The sequence below is a fragment of the Actinomadura syzygii genome (assembly GCF_008085905.1).
Taxonomy (GTDB): Bacteria; Actinomycetota; Actinomycetes; order Streptosporangiales; family Streptosporangiaceae; genus Spirillospora; species Spirillospora syzygii.
Genome location: NZ_VSFF01000006.1, coordinates 56,193 through 78,804 on the forward strand (window position 1 = coordinate 56,193; position 22,612 = coordinate 78,804).

Annotated in this window: 24 protein-coding genes and 1 tRNA gene; 13 read left to right on the top strand and 12 right to left on the bottom strand. The window is 70.9% G+C overall.

Annotation, left to right across the window (positions count from 1 at the left end; translation table 11 throughout):
* Nucleotides 1-173: 173 nt before the first annotated feature.
* From FXF65_RS15685 to FXF65_RS15695, 3 genes are all read right to left on the bottom strand, one after another.
* Entirely contained in the window at nt 174-3,080 is a 2,907-nt protein-coding gene (locus tag FXF65_RS15685) for a helix-turn-helix transcriptional regulator (protein WP_148350701.1), read from the bottom strand.
* A gap of 239 nt (nt 3,081-3,319) precedes the next feature.
* Nucleotides 3,320-4,084 carry a crotonase/enoyl-CoA hydratase family protein gene (locus FXF65_RS15690; RefSeq protein WP_148350702.1) on the bottom strand — a complete coding sequence of 255 codons (765 nt, stop codon included), beginning with the start codon at nt 4,082-4,084 and terminating at the stop codon, nt 3,320-3,322.
* 8 nt (nt 4,085-4,092) lie between these two features.
* Nucleotides 4,093-4,866 (bottom strand): SDR family NAD(P)-dependent oxidoreductase, encoded by a 774-nt coding sequence (locus tag FXF65_RS15695; protein WP_148350703.1) that lies wholly within the window; start codon nt 4,864-4,866, stop codon nt 4,093-4,095.
* Nucleotides 4,867-5,563: 697 nt separating this feature from the next.
* Here FXF65_RS15695 and FXF65_RS15700 point away from each other — a divergent pair.
* Nucleotides 5,564-6,187: a C40 family peptidase gene (locus FXF65_RS15700; RefSeq protein WP_246198719.1), complete on the top strand. Its 624-nt coding sequence runs from the start codon at nt 5,564-5,566 to the stop codon at nt 6,185-6,187.
* 104 nt (nt 6,188-6,291) lie between these two features.
* Here FXF65_RS15700 and FXF65_RS15705 read toward each other — a convergent pair whose 3' ends face one another.
* Nucleotides 6,292-7,368 carry an alkene reductase gene (locus FXF65_RS15705; protein ID WP_148350704.1) on the bottom strand — a complete coding sequence of 359 codons (1,077 nt, stop codon included), beginning with the start codon at nt 7,366-7,368 and terminating at the stop codon, nt 6,292-6,294.
* A gap of 100 nt (nt 7,369-7,468) precedes the next feature.
* Here FXF65_RS15705 and FXF65_RS15710 point away from each other — a divergent pair, with 100 nt between their 5' ends.
* Entirely contained in the window at nt 7,469-10,243 is a 2,775-nt protein-coding gene (locus tag FXF65_RS15710; RefSeq protein WP_148350705.1) for a helix-turn-helix transcriptional regulator, read from the top strand.
* Nucleotides 10,244-10,304: 61 nt separating this feature from the next.
* Here FXF65_RS15710 and FXF65_RS15715 read toward each other — a convergent pair whose 3' ends face one another.
* Both FXF65_RS15715 and FXF65_RS15720 read right to left on the bottom strand, forming a co-directional pair.
* The gene (locus FXF65_RS15715; RefSeq protein ID WP_148350706.1) at nt 10,305-10,994 is read right to left on the bottom strand and encodes a dienelactone hydrolase family protein; all 690 of its coding nucleotides are present in this window, start codon (nt 10,992-10,994) and stop codon (nt 10,305-10,307) included.
* Nucleotide 10,995: 1 nt separating this feature from the next.
* Nucleotides 10,996-11,397: a PaaI family thioesterase gene (locus FXF65_RS15720; protein WP_222868581.1), complete on the bottom strand. Its 402-nt coding sequence runs from the start codon at nt 11,395-11,397 to the stop codon at nt 10,996-10,998.
* A 25-nt stretch (nt 11,398-11,422) separates the two neighbouring features.
* On the opposite strand from FXF65_RS15720, the gene FXF65_RS15725 reads away from it, so the two are divergent.
* Together FXF65_RS15725 and FXF65_RS15730 are read left to right on the top strand one after the other, a co-directional pair.
* Nucleotides 11,423-12,709: a cytochrome P450 gene (locus tag FXF65_RS15725; RefSeq protein WP_148350708.1), complete on the top strand. Its 1,287-nt coding sequence runs from the start codon at nt 11,423-11,425 to the stop codon at nt 12,707-12,709.
* 243 nt (nt 12,710-12,952) lie between these two features.
* Nucleotides 12,953-13,028, top strand: a tRNA-Lys gene (locus tag FXF65_RS15730).
* A 479-nt stretch (nt 13,029-13,507) separates the two neighbouring features.
* Here the strand turns inward: FXF65_RS15730 and FXF65_RS15735 are convergent.
* Nucleotides 13,508-13,702, bottom strand: a complete 195-nt coding sequence (locus tag FXF65_RS15735) for a hypothetical protein (protein WP_148350709.1) — start codon at nt 13,700-13,702, stop codon at nt 13,508-13,510.
* Nucleotides 13,703-14,057: 355 nt separating this feature from the next.
* Here FXF65_RS15735 and FXF65_RS15740 point away from each other — a divergent pair, with 355 nt between their 5' ends.
* Entirely contained in the window at nt 14,058-15,227 is a 1,170-nt protein-coding gene (locus FXF65_RS15740; RefSeq protein WP_187412318.1) for a YcaO-like family protein, read from the top strand.
* Nucleotides 15,224-15,925 carry a TfuA-like protein gene (locus FXF65_RS15745; RefSeq protein WP_187412319.1) on the top strand — a complete coding sequence of 234 codons (702 nt, stop codon included), beginning with the start codon at nt 15,224-15,226 and terminating at the stop codon, nt 15,923-15,925. Before FXF65_RS15740 ends, FXF65_RS15745 begins: the two co-directional genes overlap by 4 nt.
* A gap of 55 nt (nt 15,926-15,980) precedes the next feature.
* Here FXF65_RS15745 and FXF65_RS15750 read toward each other — a convergent pair whose 3' ends face one another.
* From FXF65_RS15750 to FXF65_RS45875, 4 genes are read right to left on the bottom strand one after another with little or no spacing between them, the layout of a single operon-like run.
* Nucleotides 15,981-16,316: a ScnB gene (locus tag FXF65_RS15750; protein WP_148350712.1), complete on the bottom strand. Its 336-nt coding sequence runs from the start codon at nt 16,314-16,316 to the stop codon at nt 15,981-15,983.
* Nucleotides 16,313-17,002 (bottom strand): thiocyanate hydrolase subunit gamma, encoded by a 690-nt coding sequence (gene scnC / locus FXF65_RS15755; protein ID WP_246198721.1) that lies wholly within the window; start codon nt 17,000-17,002, stop codon nt 16,313-16,315. Before scnC ends, FXF65_RS15750 begins: the two co-directional genes overlap by 4 nt.
* Before the next feature lie 13 nt (nt 17,003-17,015).
* Nucleotides 17,016-17,306 (bottom strand): SH3-like domain-containing protein, encoded by a 291-nt coding sequence (locus FXF65_RS45870; RefSeq protein ID WP_148350713.1) that lies wholly within the window; start codon nt 17,304-17,306, stop codon nt 17,016-17,018.
* A complete protein-coding gene (locus FXF65_RS45875) occupies nt 17,306-17,719 on the bottom strand; it encodes an SH3-like domain-containing protein (protein ID WP_148350714.1) in 414 nt (137 codons plus the stop codon). Before FXF65_RS45875 ends, FXF65_RS45870 begins: the two co-directional genes overlap by 1 nt.
* A 307-nt stretch (nt 17,720-18,026) precedes the next feature.
* On the opposite strand from FXF65_RS45875, the gene FXF65_RS15770 reads away from it, so the two are divergent.
* The 7 genes from FXF65_RS15770 to FXF65_RS44665 all read left to right on the top strand — a co-directional run bounded on the left by FXF65_RS15770 (nt 18,027) and on the right by FXF65_RS44665 (nt 22,227).
* Nucleotides 18,027-18,422 carry a (2Fe-2S) ferredoxin domain-containing protein gene (locus tag FXF65_RS15770; protein WP_148350715.1) on the top strand — a complete coding sequence of 132 codons (396 nt, stop codon included), beginning with the start codon at nt 18,027-18,029 and terminating at the stop codon, nt 18,420-18,422.
* A 160-nt stretch (nt 18,423-18,582) separates the two neighbouring features.
* Nucleotides 18,583-18,897 (top strand): hypothetical protein, encoded by a 315-nt coding sequence (locus FXF65_RS15775; RefSeq protein ID WP_148350716.1) that lies wholly within the window; start codon nt 18,583-18,585, stop codon nt 18,895-18,897.
* A gap of 212 nt (nt 18,898-19,109) precedes the next feature.
* Complete coding sequence (locus tag FXF65_RS15780; protein ID WP_148350717.1) at nt 19,110-19,328, top strand: CbtB domain-containing protein; 219 nt, start codon at nt 19,110-19,112, stop codon at nt 19,326-19,328.
* A gap of 19 nt (nt 19,329-19,347) precedes the next feature.
* A complete protein-coding gene (locus FXF65_RS15785) occupies nt 19,348-20,130 on the top strand; it encodes a CbtA family protein (protein WP_148350718.1) in 783 nt (260 codons plus the stop codon).
* A gap of 171 nt (nt 20,131-20,301) precedes the next feature.
* The gene (locus FXF65_RS15790; RefSeq protein ID WP_187412320.1) at nt 20,302-20,985 is read left to right on the top strand and encodes a YoaK family protein; all 684 of its coding nucleotides are present in this window, start codon (nt 20,302-20,304) and stop codon (nt 20,983-20,985) included.
* Between the two features lie 408 nt (nt 20,986-21,393).
* Nucleotides 21,394-22,014, top strand: coding sequence for an alpha/beta fold hydrolase (locus FXF65_RS15795; RefSeq protein ID WP_222868582.1), 621 nt, complete (start codon nt 21,394-21,396; stop codon nt 22,012-22,014).
* Between the two features lie 24 nt (nt 22,015-22,038).
* Nucleotides 22,039-22,227 (top strand): hypothetical protein, encoded by a 189-nt coding sequence (locus FXF65_RS44665; RefSeq protein ID WP_222868583.1) that lies wholly within the window; start codon nt 22,039-22,041, stop codon nt 22,225-22,227.
* A 3-nt stretch (nt 22,228-22,230) separates the two neighbouring features.
* Here FXF65_RS44665 and FXF65_RS15800 read toward each other — a convergent pair whose 3' ends face one another.
* The gene (locus tag FXF65_RS15800; protein WP_246198873.1) at nt 22,231-22,581 is read right to left on the bottom strand and encodes a VOC family protein; all 351 of its coding nucleotides are present in this window, start codon (nt 22,579-22,581) and stop codon (nt 22,231-22,233) included.
* Nucleotides 22,582-22,612: the final 31 nt, after the last annotated feature.

Here is a 22,612-nt window from a genome sequence, read left to right on the forward strand (position 1 = left end):
GGACGCGGTCGCGCCCACGGAGCTCCGGAGTGCTGGGAGGCGGTTGACCCGGGAACGATCGCATGCATTTGTGTGCATGTCACCGCAAAGTTCGCGGCTCGCCGCCATCCGTAGGGACATCGGAGGGGACGCAAGGGAAACCCCTACACACCCCAGGGGTTGACGAGGGTGCGTTATCGGGACAGGGTGGCGCCCGGCCCGTCCAGCCCTCCGCCGAGGAGCGAGCCGAGCTGCGACCGGGAGCGGATCCCGAGCTTGCGGTAGATCCGCGTGAGGGACGCCTCGACGGTCTTCACGCTCAGGAACAACCGGTGCGCCACCTGCTGGTTCGTCGCGCCCTGGCCGACGAGCAGCGCGATCCGCCGTTCGCCCTCGGTCAGCGCGACCTGCGCCGCGGGGGCGGCCACGCCGGGGCCGTCCGGGACGCCCGCGTCGGGCCGCGCGAGCCGGTGCCGCGCCTGCTCGGCCCACGGCCGCGCGCCGCAGCGCAGGAAGATCTCCAGGGCCTCCGCGGCCGTCCGCCGGGCCGGGCCGCCGCGCCGCCGCCGCCGTTCGATCCGGGCCTCCTCCAGCAGGCACTGCCCGGCTTCGAGCGGCTGGCCGAGCCGTTCGAAGAGCGCGGCGGCGCGGCGCAGGAGAGCGACGGCCTGGTCGTGCTCGCCGCGCGCCGCGAGCACGCACGCCTCGGCCCGGTCGAGCTGGCCGGTGACGCCGACGCCGCGCGTCCGGTCGCCGACGGCGGCGCGGGTCGCGCGGATCACCCGCTCGGCCCGCTCGGTGTCCCCGAGGGACGCGAGCCCCTGTGCGAGGTCGCCCTGCCAGCGCAGCACCATCGGGGACAGCGGTCCGCGTCTGTGTTCGTTTTCGTCGGTGGACGAACCCAGTGCGTCGATACGCAGAAGGGTGTCGACTCCTGTACGCACGTCGCCCGCGCGCATGTACGCGACACCCAGCACGTGGAGCAGGCGGCCCTGGAAGATGACGTCGTTCTCCTGCTCGGACGCGCGCAGCCCTTGCTCGGCCAACGCGGCGGCACGGTCCACACTGCCTCCGGCGAGTTCGGCCAAGGCGCCGTGGTACCAGGCGGGTCCGGGGCTGAGCGCGGCCTGCTCGGTGATGCGCATGGCACGGTCCGCGAAGTCGAGCGCCTCGCGACAGCGTCCCGTCCGGACGGACACCTCCGACAGGTTGCGCAGGACGTGCACGACCTCTTCGCCTGACCCGCGCTCCACTAGCGCCAGCATCCGCAGTAGTTCCGTACGGGCCTCGGTAAGACGGTCTTCAAAAATGGCGCAGTAGGCGGCCAGATATCGGGGCGTTGTATGAAGTTGGCCGTCGAGAGGTGGTTCGGGCAGGCGGCGGGCGCGTTTCAGGTCGCTGGCGTAGTCTCCGCGCCCTTCCAAGAGGGAGATGTTCGCGCGGAGGGCGAGCGCCTTGGCCTCCAGTGCCGTGTCACCGATCGCGCGGGCGTGCGCGAGCGCGCCGTTGGCCTCGTGCTCCGCGCGCTCGGACGCGCCGTTCACGAGCAGGCCGATCGCCATCCGCAGCCGGAGCGGGCCGAGGAGTGCGGGATCGCCGTCCGCGTCGACGAGCGCCGCCGCGAACACCTCGCCCATCTCCGCGAGCCCCTGCCCGGACAGGTCCAGCAGCGCGAGCCGGACCCGGACGCGCTGGCCGCGCGTCGCGTCCGCCGCGAGGACCGCCTCCGCCGCCCGGTGCACGAGGTCGGGCAGGCCGCCGTTCGCGCCCGCCTCGGCCGCCGCGACCAGCCATTCCAGCCGCTCCGCCGCGGGCTCGGCCGGGGACCGGTCGGCGGCCAGCCGGTACAGCTCGGCCGCCATCCGGTGCGAGCCCAGCCGGACGGCCTGCTCCGCCGCCGTCACCAGCGAGTGCGCCAGCTCGGCGTTCGGGCCGGGGTCGGCGAGGGCGCGGTGCCTGGCGCGTCCGGCCGCGTCCGGGACGACGGCGGCGAGCGCCCGGTGCACCCGCGCGAGGTGCCGCGCGTCGGCGGACTCGGCGAGGACCGTGCCGACCGCGGGCGGCGTGAACCGGATCCCGCCGCCCTCGGTGATCAGCAGGCCCAGCACGGCGGCGGTGCGGATGTCGCGGGCCGCCTCGGCGCGTCCCGCGCGGCGCAGCAGGTCCGTGGTCGGACGGATCGCGAGCGCGGCCATCAGCAGCGTCTCGTGCGCCTGCGCCGGGAGCCGGGCCAGCCGCTCCGCGATCACCGCCTGGACGCGCTGCGGCAGCGGCGCGGGCCGCCAGTGCCGCGGGATCCGGTCGGTGAACGCGCCGCCGAGCGCCAGCGCGAGGTAGGGGTTGCCGCCGGAGTCGGAGTGCAGCGTGTTCACGACGCGCACCGGCAGGCCGTAGCTCTCGAACATCTCGGCCAGCTCGTCCTGCGTCAGCGGCGGGACGGGCAGGTGCAGCGCGTCGGGCGCGGGCGCCCACGGCGCGCTGCCTCCGTCGCCGGCGGCGAAGCCGTCCGGCCAGCGTCCGGCGACGACCGCGCGGACGCCCCGGGACGCGAGCCTGCCCACGGCGTACCGGACGGCGTGCACGGTCTCGGCGTCCAGCCACTGCGCGTCGTCGACGAGCAGCAGCACGGGACGTTCGCCGGCGCAGCGCGCGACCAGCCCGCGGAAGGCCAGCCTGCACGCGACGTGGTCCATGCTCGACCGGTCGGTGGCCGTCCGCTCGGCGGGCCCTTCGGCAGACCGTTCGAGCGACCTCTCGGAGGGCGGCGCCGGGTGCGGCGCGGGCAGCCCCGTGAGCCGCTCGCGTGGCAGCTCGGCGGTCAGCGCGCCGGGCAACTGGTCGAGCAGCTCGGCCAGCCCCGAGCACGGGACCCACCGCTCCGTCTCGGTACCGGCGACGCGCAGCACCAGCTCGCCGCGGGTCGCGGCTGCCGCCCCCACGGCTTCGAGCAGCGCGGTCTTGCCTATGCCGCTCGGTCCCGTGAGGACGACGCCGCCGTTCGCGGCGAGGCGGGACTCTAAGGCCGTGAGCAGGGCTGCACGACCTACCAGCGTCGGCGATGCACCGGTCCTGACCGCGGGCGGCGCGGCACCGACGTCCATAACTCGCTCCCCTCCGGAGGATCGGACGCCGCTCCGACAATAACCACGCGCGGGGGCGCTCACAACGATCCCAGTTCCGGGCAGTGGTACGCCCGCCGCACGGCCCCCGGACCAACGCGATCGGTCCAAGCCACACCGCTCCCAAGGACCGCCCCCAACAGACCACCCGGCGTCCCCTGTAACGGCAGGACGCCCGGAACGGGTTCGTTCCGGGCGTCCTCGTGGCGTTGGCGGGGCGGTTACTCGCCCGACCAGTTCGGCTTGCGCTTCTGGGCGAAGGCGGCCGGGCCCTCCTGCGCGTCCTTGGACGTGAAGACGGGCAGCGTGATCTCCTGCTGCTTCTGCCACATCTCGTCGGCGGTCCAGTCCGCGGACTCCAGGATGACCCGCTTGGTCGCCGCGAGCGCCAGGGGGGCGTTCTCGGCCATCCGCGCGGCCAGCTCCCGCGCGGCGTCGAGCGCGCCGCCCGGCTCGGTCACCCGGTTGACGAAGCCGAGCTCGGCCATCCGCTCCGCCGGGTACCGGTCGCCGGTGAGGGCGATCTCCATGGCGATGTGGAACGGGATGCGGCGCGGCAGCCGCAGCAGGCCGCCGCCCGCCGCGACCAGTCCGCGCTTCGGCTCGGGCAGGCCGAACTGCGCGTCCCGGGACGCGACGATCATGTCGCAGGCGAGCGCCAGCTCGCAGCCGCCCGCGAGCGCGTAGCCCTCGATCGCGGCGATCAGCGGCTTGGCCGGGGCGCGCTCGGTGATGCCGCCGAGCCCGCGTCCCTCGACGACGGGGCTCTCCCCCGCGAGGAACGCCTTGAGGTCCATGCCGGAGCTGAACGTGCCGCCCGCGCCGGTCAGGATGCCGACGGAGAGGTCCTTTCGGGCGTCCAGTTCGTCGACGGCGGCGGCGATGCCGTGCCCGGCCGCGCCGTTGATCGCGTTGCGCGACTCTGGACGGTTGATGGTGATGATGAGGACGCCATCGCGTTCCTCGGTCAGAACAGCGTCGGACATTCAGGGCCTCACTTCGGCTGGAAGCGGATACCGCCGTCGAAGCGGATGGTCTCGCCGTTCATGTAGTCGTTCTCGATCAGGGACTTGACGAGGTGCGCGAACTCCGACGCGCGCCCCATCCGCTTCGGGAAGGGGACGGGCGCGGCGAGCTTCGCCTTGAACTCCTCGGCCGCCTCGCCCTGGCCGTAGATCGGGGTGTCGATGATGCCGGGGCAGATCGTGTTCACCCGGACGCCGATGGCCGCGAGGTCGCGCGCGGCGGGCAGCGTCATGCCGATGATCCCGCCCTTGGACGCGGAGTAGGCGATCTGCCCGGTCTGGCCCTCGATCCCGGCGACGGACGCGGTGTTGATCACGACGCCGCGGGCGCCGTCGGCGTCCGCGGGCTCGGTCTTCGCGATGGCGGCGGCGCCGATCCGCATCAGGTTGAAGGTGCCGATCAGGTTGATCCGGATGACGGTCTCGTACGAGGCGAGGTCGTGCGGGGAGCCGTCGCGGTTCACGGTGCGGGACGCCCAGCCGATGCCGGCGCTGTTGACGACGACGCGCAGCGGTGCGCCGGTGTCGACGGCGGCCTGCACGGCGGCCTGCACCTGCTCCTCGTTCGAGACGTCCGTCTTGACGAAGACGCCGCCGACCTCGTCGGCGACGGCCTTGCCCTTGTCCTCGTTGAGGTCGGCGACGACGACCTTGGCGCCTTCGGCGGCGAGCGCGCGGACGGTGGCCTCACCGAGGCCGCTCGCGCCGCCGGATACGACGGCGGAAACTCCGTTCAAGTCCATGGCAGCACCTTACGTGAGAGACCGAATGTGGTTCGGGGGAGATGCTACCCAGCCGCCGTCCGCCGCCCCGCGCACACCCCGGCGCGGGCGGCGCGGCCCCATGTGGCCAATGCGGGCCGGACGGCCGACGCGCCGAGGCGGGACCGCTCCACTCACTGTCGCCGACGCGGCACTAACAGTGGCAAGAATGCCGATATTGGCCATATTTCTCTATCTGTGATGTACCCCACAACACTTGTGGGCGCGGTTCGAGTTTTCCACAGAACGCCGTTCCACTTCCGCGCCCGGACGGCGCGGCCGACGATGGAACCGATCTTCTTTCTGGATTCGTGACTTAGTTCACATTTCCCGGAATTGGATCGGAATCCGCGCAGGCAGCGGTGGGGGCGGCCGGCCCGGCGCCGCCGCCCGCCGCTGCCGAAATGGCCTGGGGGATTTGCCATGCTCGTCGCGTTCTGCGTACGTTCCTGCTCGGTTCAAGCGGCTCAGCAGGCCGCCCAGATAACAGAACACGCATCCCGACGTGCGGCTGAGGCGCGCACGGCCATCCTCGATCGGCCGGCGCGAACCCCGCGAGCAGTCCCCCCGGACGCCGCCGTCGGACGCCGAATCCGTGCCGCCGAGAGGCGCGGAGCCGGAAGCGCCGCCGGATTCCTCATAACGCTGTGGAATCGCGCGGTCGCGGCACTATCCCCCCTTGACGAAGTCCTCGGGGGTGACGGCTGCCCGGTTGGCATCGCCCGCGAGGTCTGGAGTCATTCTGCATACCCCTCGAATTCCCCTGAAGACCGGAATCACCACCGGTGGCCTCGCGCTCACCGCGACCGCCGCGCTCGGAGCGTCGCTCCTCGCCGCCGGTCCGGCGAGCCCGGCCCAGGCGGCCCCGCCGCAGCGGGCCACCATCGCGACCGCACCGGTCGCGGCGACGACCTCCACGTCCAAGGCCGCCAAGCAGAAGAAGAAGGCGACCTACGCGGTGAACTACGCCGCGAAGCAGATCGGCGACCCCTACCGCTACGGCGGCTCGGGTCCCGGCTCGTGGGACTGCTCGGGTCTCGTCGGCGCCTCCTGGCGCAAGGCCGGGGTGAAACTGCCCCGCACCAGCCAGCAGATGTACCGGTCGGTCAAGAAGAAGGTCTCCTGGAAGGGCGCGGTCAAGGGCGACCTGCTGTTCTTCTACAGCGGCCGGACGCACGTCGGCATCTACGCCGGCCACGGCTACATGATCCACGCCCCGAGTTCGGGCAAGCGGGTCAAGAAGATCAAGCTGACCAGCTACTACAAGCGCAACTTCAACGGCGGTGTCCGTCCCGGACTGTAACCGGGCCCGCTCGACCCGGCGAGGCCCCGCCACCCCCGCACCCCGCGGGGCCTCGCCACCCCCGTCCTCGTGTTCGGATTCGGGCTGTATGGGTCTCGAACGGCTTACTTGAGTACGGGGTAATCGGTGTAGCCGTTGTGGTCGCCGCCGTAGAACGTCGCGGAGTCGGCCTTGTTGTAGGGGCCTCCGGCGCGGATGCGGGCGGGCAGGTCCGGGTTGGCGAGCCACAGTTCGCCGAACGCGACCGCGTCGGCCACGCCCTCGCGCAGCGCCTCGGCTCCGTGCTCCGGCCTCGACGGGAACGCCTCGCGCGTCGGATGCGGGTTGAGGATCAGCGTGCCCGGCCACTCGGCGCGGACGTGGCGGATCGTCGCCCGATCTCCGACCTCCAGAACGTGCAGATAGGCGAGATCGAGCGGGGCCAGCGACGCGAGCAGCGCCGAGTACAGCTCGTTGGTGTCGCTCTCGAAGACGCCGTTCTCGTTGCCGCCGCCGGGCGACACGCGGAAGCCGAGGCGGGCCCCGCCGATCGCGTCGGCGACCGCGCGGGCGGTCTCGACGGCGAACCGGATGCGGTTCTCGATCGTCCCGCCGTAGGCGTCGCTCCGGTGGTTGCTGCCGTCGGCGAGGAACTGCTGGATCAGGTAGCCGTTCGCGCCGTGCAGTTCCACTCCGTCGAATCCCGCCTCGATCGCGTTGCGCGCCGCGTCCGCGAAGTCCTGGACGGTCTCCGCGATCTCGTCCGGCGTCAGCTCGCGCGGCACGGGGTGGTCGAGCATGCCGTCCGGGGTGGAGATCCGGCCGCCCGACGCGATCGGCGACGGCGCGACCGGCAGCCCGCCGTCCGGGTACAGGACGGGATGCCCGACCCGTCCGGCGTGCATCAGCTGGACGAAGATCCGTCCGCCTTCGGCGTGCACGGCGTCGGTCACCGAGCGCCACGCCTTCACCTGGTCGTCGGTGTGCAGGCCCGGCGTCCAGACGTAGCCCTGGCCCCGGACGCTCGGCTGCGTGGCCTCCGAGACGATCAGTCCGGCGGACGCGCGCTGCCGGTAGTACTCGACGGTCAGTCCGGTCACCTTTCCGCCGTCGTCGGCCCGGCTGCGCGTCATCGGCGCCATCACCAACCGGTTGGGCAGTTCCAACTTTCTGGTCGACAGCGGCTCGAACAGTTCTTCCATAACGTCCTCCTCAATGGTTTCCGCCGGTCAAGAACGTACGAGCCGTCCGCTACGGAGCGAATCCGTGCGGTTTCAGTAATCGGGCCCGTAGTTTGGATTCGTGCTTTACGGGCGGAACGACGAACAGGCGCGCATCTCCCGACTGCTCGCCGAGGCACGCGACCGCCGGCGCAGCGCGGCGCTCGTCCTGCGCGGCGAGGCGGGCATCGGCAAGTCGGCCGTCCTCGCCGAGGCGGCCGCGCTCCTCCCGGCGGACGGCCCTCCGCACGTCATGCGGGTCACCGGCAACGAAGCCGAGTCGGGGATCGCGTTCGCCGGGCTCAACCAGTTGCTGTGGCCCGTCCGGGACCGGCTGGACGCGCTCCCGTCCCCGCAGGCCGCGGCCCTCCGCCTGGCGTTCGGCGGCGCGGCGGACGATGCGCCCGTCCGGGACCGGTTCATGACCGGCCTCGCCGTGCTGACCCTGCTCGCCGACCTCGCCGAAGACGGCGGCCCCGTCCTCTGCCTCGTGGACGACGCGCAGTGGCTCGACGCCCCGACCGCCGAGGCTCTGCTCTTCGCGGCCCGGCGGCTGGCGGCCGAGGGCGTCGTGATGCTGTTCGCCACGCGGGACGACGCGTTCACCGGCACCGGCCTGCCCGAGCTGCGACTCGACCGGCTCGACCGCGACGACGCCGAACGGGTCCTGGCGGCGCGCGAGCTGGCCCCGGACGTCCGCGCCCGGGTGCTCCAGGAGGCGGACGGCAACCCGCTCGCCCTGGAGGAGCTGGGCTCCGCCGGATCCGGCGCGCCGTTCGACCCGAACCCGCTCGCGCCGCTCGGCCCGAACCCGCTCCCCGTCGCCGACCGGGTGCTCGCCTCGTTCCGCGCCCAGATCGCCGGGCTGCCGGAGAACGCCCGGCTGATGCTGCTGATCGCGGCGGCGGAGGGACGCGGGCACATGCCGACGCTGCTGAACGCGGCGCGCGCCCTCGGGGTCGGCCTCGCCGACCTGGAGGCCGCCGAACGCGCAAGGCTGGTGGAGATCAGCGGGCGCAGCATCGCGTTCCGCCACCCGCTGATCAGAGCGGCCGCCTACCACGGCGCCGTGGCGGCGCGCCGCATCGCCGTGCACGAGGCGCTGGCCGACACCGCCGACGACGACAACTGCCGGGCCCGGCACCGCGCGGCGGCCGTCCTCGCCCCGGACGAGGACGCCGCCGCCGACGTCCAGCGCGCGGCGGAGCGCGCCCGCACGCGCATGGGCTACGCGACGGCGGCGGCGCTCTACCGGCAGGCCGCCGACCTCACGCCCGCCCCGCACGCCCGCGCCGGACGCCTCAGCGCCGCCGCCGCCCTGATCCTGCGCGCGGGACGCCTCGACGAGGCCGAGGAGCTCGCCGCCCAGGCGGAGAAGCTCACCGACGACCCGGCCGCGTGGGCGCGGCTGGCCCGCGTCCACGCCACGGTCGAGCACGAGCGCGGCGACCCGCGCGCCGCGTCCCGCATGATGGTCGACCACGCGGCGAACGCGTCCCCCGCCGAACGCGCCGCGATGCTGCGCACCGGCGCCGTCTACGGCTGGACGTCCGGCGAGCTGCCCGCCGTCCTGCGCGCCGCCGAACTGCTCCCGGACGACCGCACCATCCGCGGCCTGTCCCTCTTGGCCTCCGGCGACCACGCCACCGGAATCCCTCTCCTGGCCCAACTGGTGACCGAGACCCGCACCACCACCCCGGAGGGCCCCCTGCACGCACCCAACACCCCGCCACCCGCCGAATGCGTCAACGACGAGCCGCCGGGCGCGGGAGAACCCGTCGCGGATGAGAAGGAGGCCGGGTTCGATGGCGGGGGGCGGCTTCGCGGGGCGCAACTCGCGCTCGTCATCGGGGCGGACGAGGCGGCGCTGGAACTGGCGGCGGCCGAGGTCGCGCACCATCGGCGGCACGGCCTCGTCGGCGCGCTCCCGAACGTCCTGCGGACGCTGGCCGAGGCGCAGATCGCGATGGGCCTGCACGCCGACGCGGAGGCCACGGTCGCCGAGGCGGTCGCGCTCGCCCGCGACACCGGCCTGCCGCACCGCGCGGCAGGGCTCGGCGCCGTCCTCGCGCGCGTCGCAGCGATCGAGGGCGACGAGTCACGGCTGCGCGAGCTGCTGGCCGGGGCGCCGCGAGGTGAGCTCGCGGAGTGCTCGCTGGCGCTCCTCGACCTCGGCCTCGGCCGCTTCGACGACGCGCTACGGCGGCTCGAAAGAATGGCGTCCGGCCCTCGCAGGCACGGCACCGGCAGCATGATGGCCGCCGCCGACCAGGTCGAGGCGGCGGTGCGCCTCGGGCAGGACGACCGCGCGCACGAAGCCCATGAACGGTTCCGCGCGTGGGCCGAGGCGGCACGTCAGCCGTGGGCGCTCGCCGTCGCACTGCATTGCGAGGCCCTGCTCTCCGACAGCGGGGAACTCTACGAACGGGCCGTCCGCCTGCATGAGGAGTCGACGCGGCCGTTCGAGAAAGCCCGCACCGAGCTGCTTTATGGCGAATGGCTGCGCCGGGCGCGGCGGCGGTCGGAGGCGCGCGTCCCGCTCCGTTCGGCGAAGGAGACCTTCGAGCGGCTCCGGGCCGCCCCCTGGCTGGAACGCGCACGCGCCGAACTGCGCGCCACCGGCGAGTCGGGCCCTTCCGTGCCGACGGCCCCCGACCTCCTCGCCCGCCTCACCCCGCAGGAACTCCAGGTCGTCCGGCTCGCCGCCACGGGCACAAACAGCCGCGAGATAGCCGCGCAACTCTTCCTCAGTCCCCGGACGGTCGAATACCACCTCTACAAGGCGTATCCGAAGCTCGGCATTTCGTCGCGCAAGGAACTCGCCCAGCTCACCCTGGACACCGCCCCACCCCAATAGCGTTCACCCACGCCCTGGTCAGAGCACTGCCGGGTCTACTGTCTGTGCCCCCTTACGGAGGCTACGAGAGTGTTCGGGCGAGGAATTCCTCGGTGAGCCGCCACGCGCGTTCGGCAGGGCCCGGCTGGTAGAACATCGGCCCCTTGCGGTTGTGGAAGGCGTGCCCGCCGTCCTCCTGGACGTGGATCTCCATGCCGTCCCGTCCGGCGACCGCGCGTTCCACCGCCGCGACGTCCTCGCGCGGGATATAGGCGTCGTCGCCGCCGAAATGGAATTGCGCCGGAGCCCGGATGTCGTCCAGCCGGTCGAGCGCGCCCGGCACCCCCGACCCGTAGAACGACACCAGGGAATCGATGTCGGCATCGGCGGCCAGCAGATACGCGAGCGTCCCGCCGAAGCAGAAGCCGAGCACACCGACCTTGCCGACCTCTGGCAGCCCCTTCAGGACCGCAAGCGCGGCCGCCGCGTCCTGGACGCCTTTCTCCCAGTCGAACTGGGAGGCCATCGACACCCCCTTCGGGAGCGCCTCCTCGGTGTGCGCGGTCGACCATTCCGGCTCGATCCGCCAGAACATGTCGGGCGCGCCCACGACGTATCCGAGCGCGACCAGGTCCTCCGCGACGGCCTCCATGTAGTCGCCGACCCCGAAGATCTCCTGGACGAGCAGGATCCCCGGCCCGCCCGCCCCGGAACTCCACACGTACAGACTGAACTCGCCGTCCTGGACGGCGACCCTCTCGGTGCGCCTCATGTCAACCGATGATCGCGTAGACGGCGCTGGCGTGCGCGACCGTCGTCACGCCGTCCACGGTCAGGTCGATCTCCGCGAACGCCAGCGTCCGGCCGAGCTTCGTGACCTCGACGTTCACCATCACGTCGCGGCCGACCACCGGCCGCTGGAACGAGGTGTTGAGCTGGACGGTCGTCATCGGCACGAACCCGCCCTTCGCCCCCGACACGGCGATCACGACGGCGGTGTCCGCCGCCGCCATCAGCGCCTGTCCGGACATCGCGCCGCCCTCCCTGGCGAGCCGGTCCGACCACGGCAGCCGCAGGACCGCCGTCCCGTCCCCCACCTCCTCGACGACCAGGCCCAGGTCCAGGACCCAGGGCGCGAAGTTGGCACGCAGGATTTCTTCGGGCTTCACCGTCACACCCGACATGATGCACGCTGAGGGCATGCACGAGGAGATCTTCCTGCCGACGACCTACGCCTCCGGCGTCCCGTACGGAACGTTCCGGAAGCTGCGCGCCGAGTCCCCGGTCGCCCGGGTGCCCGAACCGGCCGTCGGCCCGTGGCCCGCCGGACCCGGCTACTGGGCGGTGTTCCGGCACGCCGACGTCAAGCACGTGCTGCGCTCCCCCGACCTCTTCTCCTCCAACCTCGGCGCCACCCAGATCCGCGACCCCGACACGCCCGAGGACCTGGCGTTCGTCCGCGCGATGATGCTCAACCAGGACCCGCCCGACCATTCCCGCCTGCGCCGCATCGTCGCCGCCGCGTTCACCCCGCGCGCCGTCCGCGCCCTGGAAGACACCATCAAGGACCGGGCCCGCTCCCTGATCGCGTCCGCCCTCGGCGAGGACACCGACTTCGTCGAACTCGCCGCCGACCTCCCCGTCTGGACGCTGGCCCACATCATGGGCGTCCCCGACTCCGACCGCCGCCTGCTGTACGACTGGGCGTCCCGCGTCATCGGCTACCAGGACGACGAACACGCCGGACTCTCCACCGCCGACACCGCGTCCATGAGCCCCATCGCGCGCGAGGCGACCCTCCACCGTCCAACCACGTCCACCCACCCGGACGGACGCCCCATCAACCCGCGCTCCTACACCGCCCTCGCCGACATGTTCGCCTACGCCCACGCGCTGGCCGCCGAGAAACGGAAGTACCCGTCCGGCGACATCATGTCCCGGATGCTGGACGGCGGCCTGACCACGCACGAGTTCGAGAACATGTTCTTCCTCTTCGCCGTCGCCGGGAACGAGACCCTCCGCAACGGCATCCCCGGCGGGCTCCTCACGCTCCTCGACCACCCGTCCGAACTCGCCCGGCTCCGCGCCGACCCGTCCCTGCTCCCATCCGCGGTCGAGGAGATGCTCCGCTACTGGCCGCCCGTCATGGACTTCCGCCGCACCGCCACCACCGACCTCACCCTCGGCGGCCACGACATCCGCGCCGGAGACAAGGTCGTCGTCTACCACGCCTCCGCCAACCGCGACGAGACGGTCTTCCCCGACCCCGACCGCTTCGACATCACCCGCACCCCCAACGACCACGTCAGCTTCGGCTTCGGCCCCCACTTCTGCCTGGGCGCCCACCTGGCCCGCACCCAGATGCGCGCCATCTTCACCGAACTCCTCCCCCACGACATCACCCGCACCGCCCCACCCGTCCGCCTGGCCTCCAACTTCCAAAACGGCCTAAAACACCTCCCCATCCACCTGACCGAAGCCCCCTGACCCCAAGCGCACCAGCCACGACCCACCCCACCGACGCCCCACCAACCACCAGCCCCGCCCCAGCCGTCATGGCGGCGCTCCCACAGCCGACAACCCCGCCCAGATACAGGGATGCGGTAAGCCAGGACCGCCCTCTACACTCGTGGCAGCCCCAAGGGGCCGGAATCCTAAGCTGTGGCACCCACGCACGCCGGGTACGATCAAGATCGGACCAAGAAGCCGCAGGTAGATCCACGAGTTTGAGGGTTGCTAGCTCAATTGGCAGAGCTCCGGACTTTTAATCCGTAGGTTGTGGGTTCGAGTCCCACGCAACCCACCACCCCTGACCAGGGCAAACAGGGATGATGCCCGGTATGCCCACCGCTGGATCTGCCCCGGTTCGTTCCCGTGTTGGCTCGATGTTGGCTCGGCGGCCCGTTCCGGGCCCGCGACCGTGCCAGCCGGATGACGCCGAATCAGGCAGCGCCCGCCGCGAGGGTGGCCAAGGGAAAGTGGATACCACCGCTAACCGGGCTCCCACCGAGACATCCTCCAAGGCAGTCCGATGAGAATCCGCTCCGGACCTCTTCTACGGCGGCTCGGCCGCCGTCCTCGGCGAGCAGGCCGTCGGCGTCCCGGCCGTCGGCGCCTACGGATTCACCGCCATCTAGATCATCGGCACCGTCGTCCGCCGTTTCACCCGGATGCGCGTGACCGACGAGGACAAGGCTCACGGGACGGACGCCCACTTCACCGAAAGGTGAGCCCGCCCCAAGCCATCCCGACACCGGGGCGGGACATCGTGGGGCGGAGGGGTCGCTACTTCGCCGCGCCGGGGTCGTTCACGGTGGAGTGGTCGTGGGCCGCCGCAGGCGTGACGAGCCCTTGGGCGAGACGCGTGTCGAGGTAGGACACGGTGCTCTCGCTGAGCGCGATACCGGAGACGTCGCCGGGCCGTGCGCCGGGCCGTGCCTCGGAACTGGCGGTGAGGCGGGTTTCCTGTGAACCGTGCATGACACTCCTGTTCCACAGTGGTCTTCCGCGTCCGCGATCACCTACGCCTATATGTGCAAGAGCGGGCACGGCTGTTGGTACGCGTATGCAGGGTAACATTTCCTTATCAGATGGCACAGGTTAGGAGAAGGCACCTAAGTCGATCAACGAGACGGTCTTGTGATGAGGGTGTGCGCATGTTTCGCTAGAGACTCCGAAGCATCCTCAAGATCGACGGCACTCCCGTGCGGGCGTCCGGCGGCAATGAATTCCCCGGCCCTTTGTGCGGGACCGAATGAATGGTTCGCTGGGACGAGGGTGAAGGGCGGTGCCGGTGCGCGTGCACGGTAGTAGCGTTCGCACGGTCCTGGCCGCGGTGACAGCGCGCCGCGCGTGGCCGGTGGCCCGGAGGCTGGGTGTCACGCGCTGCGCCGAGACCACCTGGCTTGACCGGATCGGCATCCCGGTCCATGCGGCGACCAGGCCGGACGCCGCCGCGGTCATCGTCACCGCGGGCAAGGGCGGCACGGCCGACGAATCTCGCGCGGGCGCGCTGATGGAGGCCGTCGAGCAGGCGGTCGCGGAGAGGTCGGCGTCGGCGGCGGCCGAGCGGGGCGATCTCCGATGGGCGACCCCGCGCGCTGTCGTGGCGGAGGGCGGTCCCACTCTGGGAAGCCTGTGCCCGGTACTGGGGCGGGAACTCGACGTCGATCACGAGATCGCGTGGGTCAGGTCCGAGGAGCTGAATTCCGGGACCGAAATACCGGTTCCGGCGGAATTGGCATTCCTCCCCTGCCCGGACGATTTGTACGCCGGATTCTGGGGGTCCACCACGACCGGATTGGCGTCCGGAAACGACGTCGACGAGGCGGCCCTGCATGGGCTGTGCGAGGTTCTGGAACGCGACGCGCTCTCGTTCGAGACATTGCGCCCGTCGTCGGTCCTGGTGAAGGAGGAGAAGCTGCCGCCCGGCCCGGCGGAGATGGCCGGGCGGATCCGCGCGGCGGGCCTGCGGGTCTGGCTGCGCTGGATCCCGAGCCCGCTCGGCGCCTGCTTCTCGTGCCTGATCGCCGACGACGACCTGGCGTCTCCGCTGGCCTGCAACGGCGGGTACGGATTCCACCCGGTGGCGGTGATCGCCGCCGTCCGCGCGCTGAGCGAGGCCGCCCAGTCGCGTCTGACCTTCATCCAGGGCGCCCGGGACGACCTGGACGAGACGGCCGCGTTCATCAGCTCTCTCAGCGTGGGCGGGAGGGAGCGCTACCGCACCGAACTGGTCTCCGGATTCGCGCGAGCCGACGAGACGGCGCTCTTCGATGACATTCCCACCTCCGAACCGGCCGCCCCGCGCGCCATGCTCGACGATCTGCTCGCCCGCTGCCGGAGCCATGGCTTCGAGCGCGTCGGGCTGTACCGCTATCCGCCGCTGGCTCGGCCCTTCGCGGTGGTGCGCGTGAGCGTCCCGTTCGCCGAGCATTTCACGCAGGCGACCCGCCGCGTCGGCCCCCGCCTCGCCGCGGCCGCCGGACGGGTGGCGGCCTCGTGAGTACGTACGTGTTCCTGGGGCCGACCGGGCACGGCGTCCCGCGGAGCCTCCTCGATCCGCCGGAGACGACGATCCGTCCTCCCGCCCGGCGCGGCGACGTGGCCGCCCTGCTGGCGGCGTCGTCCGGCCCGCCCGGGGAGATCGTCGTCGTGGACGGCCGTTTCGGCGACGTCCTCGCCGTCGGCCACCGCGAGATCCTCGCCGCCCTCGCCGCCGGCTGGACGGTATGGGGCCTTGCGTCCATGGGCGCGATCCGCGCGGCGGAACTGCGCGACCACGGGATGAAGGGATTCGGGACGGTCTACCGCCGATTCGTCGAGGACATGCCCCCCGACGACGAAGTGGCGGTGCTGCACGGCCCCGGCCCCGACTACCGGCCGCTCAGCGAGGCCCTCGTCGATCTCAGGGCGTTCCTCGACCACCTCGTCGACGCGCGAATCCTCCCGCCCGACCCGGCACGGGAGGTCGAAGCCGCGTTAGCGGGCCGCTGGTTCGGCGAGCGGACCCTGCGAGCCTTCGTCGACCTGTGCGGTGAGGCGGCGGGTCCAGAGGTGTCCCGCTCGGTTCGCCGCGAACTCCCGGCACTGCCGCGGTACCGGCTGAAGAGCGCCGATCTGCGAGCGTTCTTCGCCGCCGAAGGCGGGCCGCTCCGGTCTCCGCGCCGAGACACGCCCAGGCAAGGCGATCCATCGTCATGAGCGTCGAGGCCTCATGATCGCCTTGCCTGGGACCGTGCGGGAGCGGTTCGGGCCGTCAGTCCACCGTCATCTTCTCGCGGACCTGGTCCATCTTGGAGCGCAGTTCCTCCTCGTCGAAGAAACCCCGGTCCATGAGCGTGTGCGCGACCGTCAGCGCCGACCGCGTCTGGACGGGAAAACGCGCATAAACGGTCTCCCCGAGCCGGTCCTCCAGATGACGGCGCTCCAGGTTGTCCAGCGCACCGCCTTCGGACAGGCACTCGCACGTCACCTGCATCCGCGACTCCCAGACCTCGGGCTCGTGCTCGATGCAGCGGAGCGAGACGTCGGTGCGTTCCCCGATGTCGTCGAGCGTCTCGTGGAGCACTCCGTACCTCCGCGCCTCCGTCACTGGTGCACCTCCCCCGCGGGCACCGGAACCCGGACCTTCGGATCGGGCAGCGCGACACCGATCATGGTGTCCCGGGTGACGATCTCCGCGAGCTCCTGCTCGCTCCACCCCTCGGTGCCGTCCGGCCGCATCGGCATGACCATGAACCGCGACTTCTGGTTGGAGTCGTGCACCCGGACCTCGACGTCGTCGGGCAGGTGCAGGCCGAACTCCGCGAGCACCTCGCGAGGCCGGTTCACCATGCGGCGGCGGTAGGCGGGCGTCCGGTACCAGTCCGGCGACATGCCGAGGACAGGACGCGGGTAGCAGGAGCACAGCGTGCACACGATCACGTTGTGCACCTTCGGCGTGTTCTCCAGGACGTAGAAGAACGTGTAGTCGCTGGGCGTCCCGGTCCCGGTCGGCTGCAGCCAGTCGATGCCCACCTCCTTGCACGCCTCGGTCCCCTTGGTGAGGAGCTTCTCCTTGAAGGCCGGGTCCGACCACGCCTTGGCCACGAGCTTGGACCCGCCGTGCGGACCGACGCCGTCCGCCCACTCGGCGAACCGGCGGTGGTCCTCGGCCGAGAAGATGCCCTTCTCGATGGCCAGCTCGCGGACCGCGAGCTCGAGGATCTCGAACTCGCTGACCTTCGAGGACACCGGGAACGTGTTGTGCCCGTCGTGTCCGTCGTGCATCGAAGTCATTTCTTCCCCTCCGCTACGCCGGGACCAGCCAGCGCTCCGAGAACTCGGATTCGAGCGTGTCGATGGACTGGCCGGTGTAGCCCGGCCAGAGTTCGGTCTGCTTGAACCGGACGACGTAGAACGGCTCCTTGCGGCCGGTCTCCATGCGATCGAACGCCTCGTCCTCGGGGATCACCCACTCGGGACGGTGCTCGACGACGACCCCGGTACGCCCGCGGGCGAACTTCTGAGTCCGGGTGTGGAAGAGCGTGGTCTCGTCGCGGACCGTGACCTCGTCGCCGATCGAGAACCTGGGATTGGCCATCAGTCCCTCGCCTCCAGTCGGGCCCGGATCTCATCGATCTTCTGGCCGAGTTCGTCGGTGGTGATGAGGCCCTTGTCCACCAGCGTCTTGGCGGCGACGGTGATCCACCGCGCGTAATAGGGAAGCCCGAAGTACATCGTGGCCCCCAGGTCGTTCTCCGCGCGCCGCCGCATCTCGGAGTTCCAGGCCCCGCGCCAGCCGAGGCATTCGCAGGTGAGATAAGTGTTCATCTCCCAGTCCTCCTCACCCTTTTCGAGGTAGGGAGTGGGAGCGTCGGGCTGACCACCGACATCGTGCAGCACCGAGCGGAGGGCCGCGTACAACTCGTTCGGTATCTGGTACGGCGAGTCCAGCACATTCCGCTCTTCCGGCGCCAGGTGCCGAACTCGCTCCATCAGCGTGGCGTACTGCATCGTCGTGAGTCTCCTTTCGGGTGGAGAACACCGGACGCCCGAGGTTCTAACCCGGGGGGCCCACCGAAACCGGAGGACCATCGCAACTTTCGGCAAAGCAAGTTTGACCTGCAATAACATCCCTCTGAGTGATCATTGTCGGGAACGAGGTACGTCTCGCCCGGGACGGTTCGCGGTCGCGGCGGGACCGCGGCGAGTCGACCACCGAAACGGCATTTCTGGAGCAACGACACTTTCCCGGGGGTTGCAATTGCAGACGCATGTGCCAGAAGGGCGACACGCGGCGGCCGCCGGCACGGGCGGCGAGGTGAGCGCGCGGACCGGCGGTCCGCCGGCCGCGCGGGCGCCCCAGCCCAGGTGCACGGTCACCGTGTGCCGCGGCTGCTGCTGCGGCACCGACCGGCGGAACCCCGGCATCGACCACGACGTCCTGGAACGGCGGCTCCGCCGCCAGCTGGCCCATGACGTCCGCGTCCGCTACACCGACTGCCTCGGGCCGTGCACCCACGCCAACATCATCGTGATCAACCCCTCCGCCGCGGGGCGGGCCGCCGGCGGACGGACGACCTGGATCGGCCACGTCCTCGACACGGGGGCCGTGGACGACATCACCGCGTGGGCGAACGCCGGCGGGCCCGGCATGGCCGAACCGCCCGCCACGATCGATCTGTACGCCTTCAAACCGCCGAGGCACGGCCACTGACACGCCGGTGCCGCTTCGCCCCGGGGAAGGGGCGTCCGCTTCCGCGAGGGTCACGCGGAGGTGAATTCGGTAAAGCCCCGATGGTGGTTATGGGCGTAACCGGAGGGCACGACGCGGGCGTGGCGCACGAGGGCGCCACGCCCGCGAAAGGGAGTGAACCGTGGCTGATTTCGAGAAGAGGCTGGCCTGTGTCATCGACGCGAAGGGCGGCGTCGTGCGCGGATATCTGGTCGAAGGCTGCGCCTTCGACGGCACCAACGAGTACATCGTCACCTGGGGAGTGCCGCTTTTCGGCGGTGACGCCAAGACGAACTTCGCCGGCACGATCGGCAGCGCCGAGAGCGAACCCGTGGAACCTGGCCTGATCACGGTGGGCCTGGGCGACCAGCAGAACGAGCTCCGGGTGCGCACGTTCGCCCCGGACGGATCTCCGGCCCCGCGCTCCTTTCACATCGCCTGCTTCCGCGATCAATAGACATGGCGGAACATCCTGATCACAAGTCAAGATCGGGAAATTGCATTCCAGCAGCACATCGATCCATGGAGCAACTTGACCGAAACATCGTTGGCCGGTGACTTCATCTTGGCACCGTGTTACCTTTCCCTTTGGAGAGAGGTCGGCCGCCCCGGAATGGCAGTGATCGGATATTCCGGGATCACGGCCCGACACATGAAGGAGGGAAATCCATGGCCAACCCCGCAGCGCCCGTCGCCCCGAGCCGTCCCGTCCCCGCGCGCCTGCCGCTGCGGGAGATCGTGCCGTGGGCGGTCTTCGCCGCGGTCCTCGGGCTCGTGATCCTCTACTTCGTCGGAGCCGAGCAGGGCGCGGTGTCGCTGTTCGGGGGGACCGGGATCCATGAGTTCATGCACGACGGCCGGCACCTGCTCGGATCGCCCTGCCACTGACGTCCCGGAGAGGCGCACCATGATCCGCGCACTGCTTGTCCGCGGCATGCTGGCCGGGCTCGCCGGCGGGATCGTCGCCACCGTGTTCGCCTGGTTCATCGGCGAACCGCAGATCCGCGACGCCATCGGCTTCGAAGAGGGGCACGCCGCCGAGGGCGGGCACGAACACGCGGCCGTCACGGGCGGGCACGTCCATGACGCGGCCGAGGTGGTCGTCTCCCGCGGCGTGCAGGAGACGCTCGGGCTGTCGGTCGCGCTCACCCTCTTCGGCGTCGCGATCGGCGGCATCTTCGCGCTGGTCTTCGCCGGGTTCCACGGACGCCTCGGCGCCCTCACCGCCCGCCCGACCGCGGCCCTGGTCGCGGGGGGCGGCTTCGTCGTCGTGGGCCTCGCGCCCTTCCTGAAGTACCCGGCGAACCCCCCGGCGGTCGGCGAGGAGGATACCGTCGGCGACCGGACGGCCCTGTATCTGGCGATGATCGCCATCAGCGTCGTCGCGGCGGTCGTCGCGGCGCAGACCGGCCGCCGGCTGGCCGCCCGGCTCGGCGGGTGGAACGCCGTCGTGACCGGTGGGGCGGTCTTCGCCGTCCTGGTCGGCGTCGCCTATCTGGCACTGCCCACCGTCAACGAGGTACCCGCCGACTTCCCGGCCGCCGTGCTGTGGAGGTTCAGGCTCGCCTCACTCGGTACGCAGGCGGTCGTCTGGACGGTCCTCGGCCTCGTCTTCGGCGCGCTCGCGGCCCGGGTCCTGGACAGGGAGTCCGTCCGTTCGAACGAGCTTCCCGCCATGACCAATACATGACCGGATAGCCGATTCAGCGTTTTCTTCGAGGCAGGCGGGTCGCGTCAATTACCGGAACTCGACGCAAGACCCGCCTCCTTCATCACCGCCCTATCCCCATAGCCGCTATCCGCGCCGCGCGCACCGCACTGCTTCGCAGCCCCGCGCCCGCCCACCTGCGAGAATGCGCGGGTGCCCGAACCGCGCGATCATGGACCACTGCCGCCCTTGCTCGTCCTCCTCACGGTCATGACCGGATTGGTGGACTCGGTCAGCTATCTGGAACTCGGCAATGTCTTCGTCGCCAATATGACGGGAAATATCATCTTTCTCGGCCTGGGGTTGGCCACCAAAGGGCAGACGGGCGAGATCCAGCCGACCACCCTGTCGACCCTCTGCTTCTGCGCCGGCGCCGCCGTCGGCGGGCATCTGGCCTTCAACAAGATCACCCACCGCGGGCGGCTGCTCGGCGCGGCCACCGCCGTCCAGACCTTCGCCATCCTCGTCGCCGCCCTGCTGGTGTCGGCACTGGGGCACACCGACAAGCCCGGCAGGCTGGTGACGATCGCCATCCTGGCCTCCTCGATGGGCTGGCAGTACGCGATCATCCGGCGGCTGGAGGTGCCCGACTTCCGGACCGTCGTGGTCACCACCACGATCACCGCACTGGTCGCCGACCGCGACGAGCCCAAGGAACGCATCGTGCGCCGGACCCTGTCGGTCGCCACCCTCCTGCTGGGCGCGGCGATCGGCGCCGTCCTCATCCGCGAGGTCGCCGTGGCGGCCCCGCTGTGGTGCGCCGCCACCATCCTCGCCGTGGTCTCCGCCGCCTCCTACATCACCGCTAGCCACGACGACAGTAACCATTGGGGCTGACCCAGCCAACCGGTATTCCGCTACGCAGCGCGCCATTTCGCCATAATGGCTGCCCGGGGCCACCGTGTTCCTGCAGCAGGATGATGAGGAATTGGCAGGCGGCACCGTACTAGAGCATCGGACGATTCCATGCGCCGACGTGAGATCCCCGAAAACTAGGCGCGGCGCTCCGAGGCTGGGCACCTTTTTCCAGCAAGGTCCGCCAGGTCCGAAGACGGTCAGCCCACCATCGGCGAAGCCCCAGTATCGCGGCACAGGCGAGCGTCTTAGCGTGCATGGAGGGCCGGGGAGAGGCGCATAGATTTCGCCATCCGCCCTGTCGTGTTGCGGACATCGACCCTTGAAAAGGGCGGTGCCTTACTCGCAGACGGCACCTGACTTGGCTCAAGATCGCTGATCTTGGGTAGGGTGCTGGCTGTTGAGCTGCGGTTTCGTCGTGTGAACGGCGAAAATCTGCGCACTAAGCGGCCGGTTCTAGGGGTCTGCCCATCGCTTCCCGGTTACGGCTTCAGCGACAAGCCGGCCGCGCCGGGGTGGGGGATCGAGCGGATATCCGACGCGTGGTGCGAGCTGATGGCCCGGCTGGGCTACCGGCGGTTCGGCGCCCAGGGCAGCGACTGGGGCACCAGCATCGCCACGAGCGTCGGTCAACGGCAACCCGATCGGGTCGCCGGCATCCATCTCATGCCGCCGCTCGCACCGCCCGATCCGGCCACGTTGGACGACCTCACCGGTGCCGAGCGGGCGGCGCTCGCGACACTGCGGGAGGCGGACGAATGGGGCTCCGGATACTCGGCGCAGCAGTCGACCCGGCCGCAGACGGTCGGCTACGGGCTGGTCGACTCGCCGGCCGCCCTCTGCGCCTGGATCGTCGAGAAGTTCTGGTCGTGGACCGACTCCGGTGGCGACCTGCATCGGGATATTACCCGGGATGAGCTGCTCGACAACCTGATGCTCTACTGGCTGCCCGGCACCGGTGCCTCATCCGCCCGGCTGTACTGGGAAAGCCTCCGGCAGGTCAACGAATAGATCTCCGGGTCGGCCGGCGCGCCGGTGACCGTACCCACCGGCTGTTCGGTCTTCCCCAAGGAGCTGCAGCGCCCGTCTCGGCGGTGGGCGGAGCGCCGGTTCCCGAACATCCGGTACTGGAACGAGCCCGGCAAGGGCGGCCACTTCGCGGCGTTCGAGCGGCCGGCGTTGTTCGTCGACGAGGTCCGGTCATTCTTCCGGCTGGTCCGCTGATGGTCACCCGTACTCGGTAAGCGGCTGGCTAAAGATCAACAAGTGCCCATCGGGTGTCCGTACGTTGAAGTCGCGCATCCCGTAGGGCCGGTCAGCCAGTGGCTCGACGATGTCGGCGCCGCGGGCGCGCAGCTCGTCGTGGCAGGAATCGACGTCGTCGACGACAACCGTCACCCTGGCCGGGCCGACGCTGCTTTCGGCGTACAGGTGGAACTCGGCGGTGTCGCGGATCACGGCCGCGTAGCTAGGTGGGGTCTCCCAGGTGAATATGGTGTCGAATCCGAGCACGTCCGTGAAGTACGACCGCGCTGCCTGCACATCTCGGCACGGCAGCACGGGAACCGCCACCCGCATGACCACTCCGTCACCTTACCTGACTTTAGGG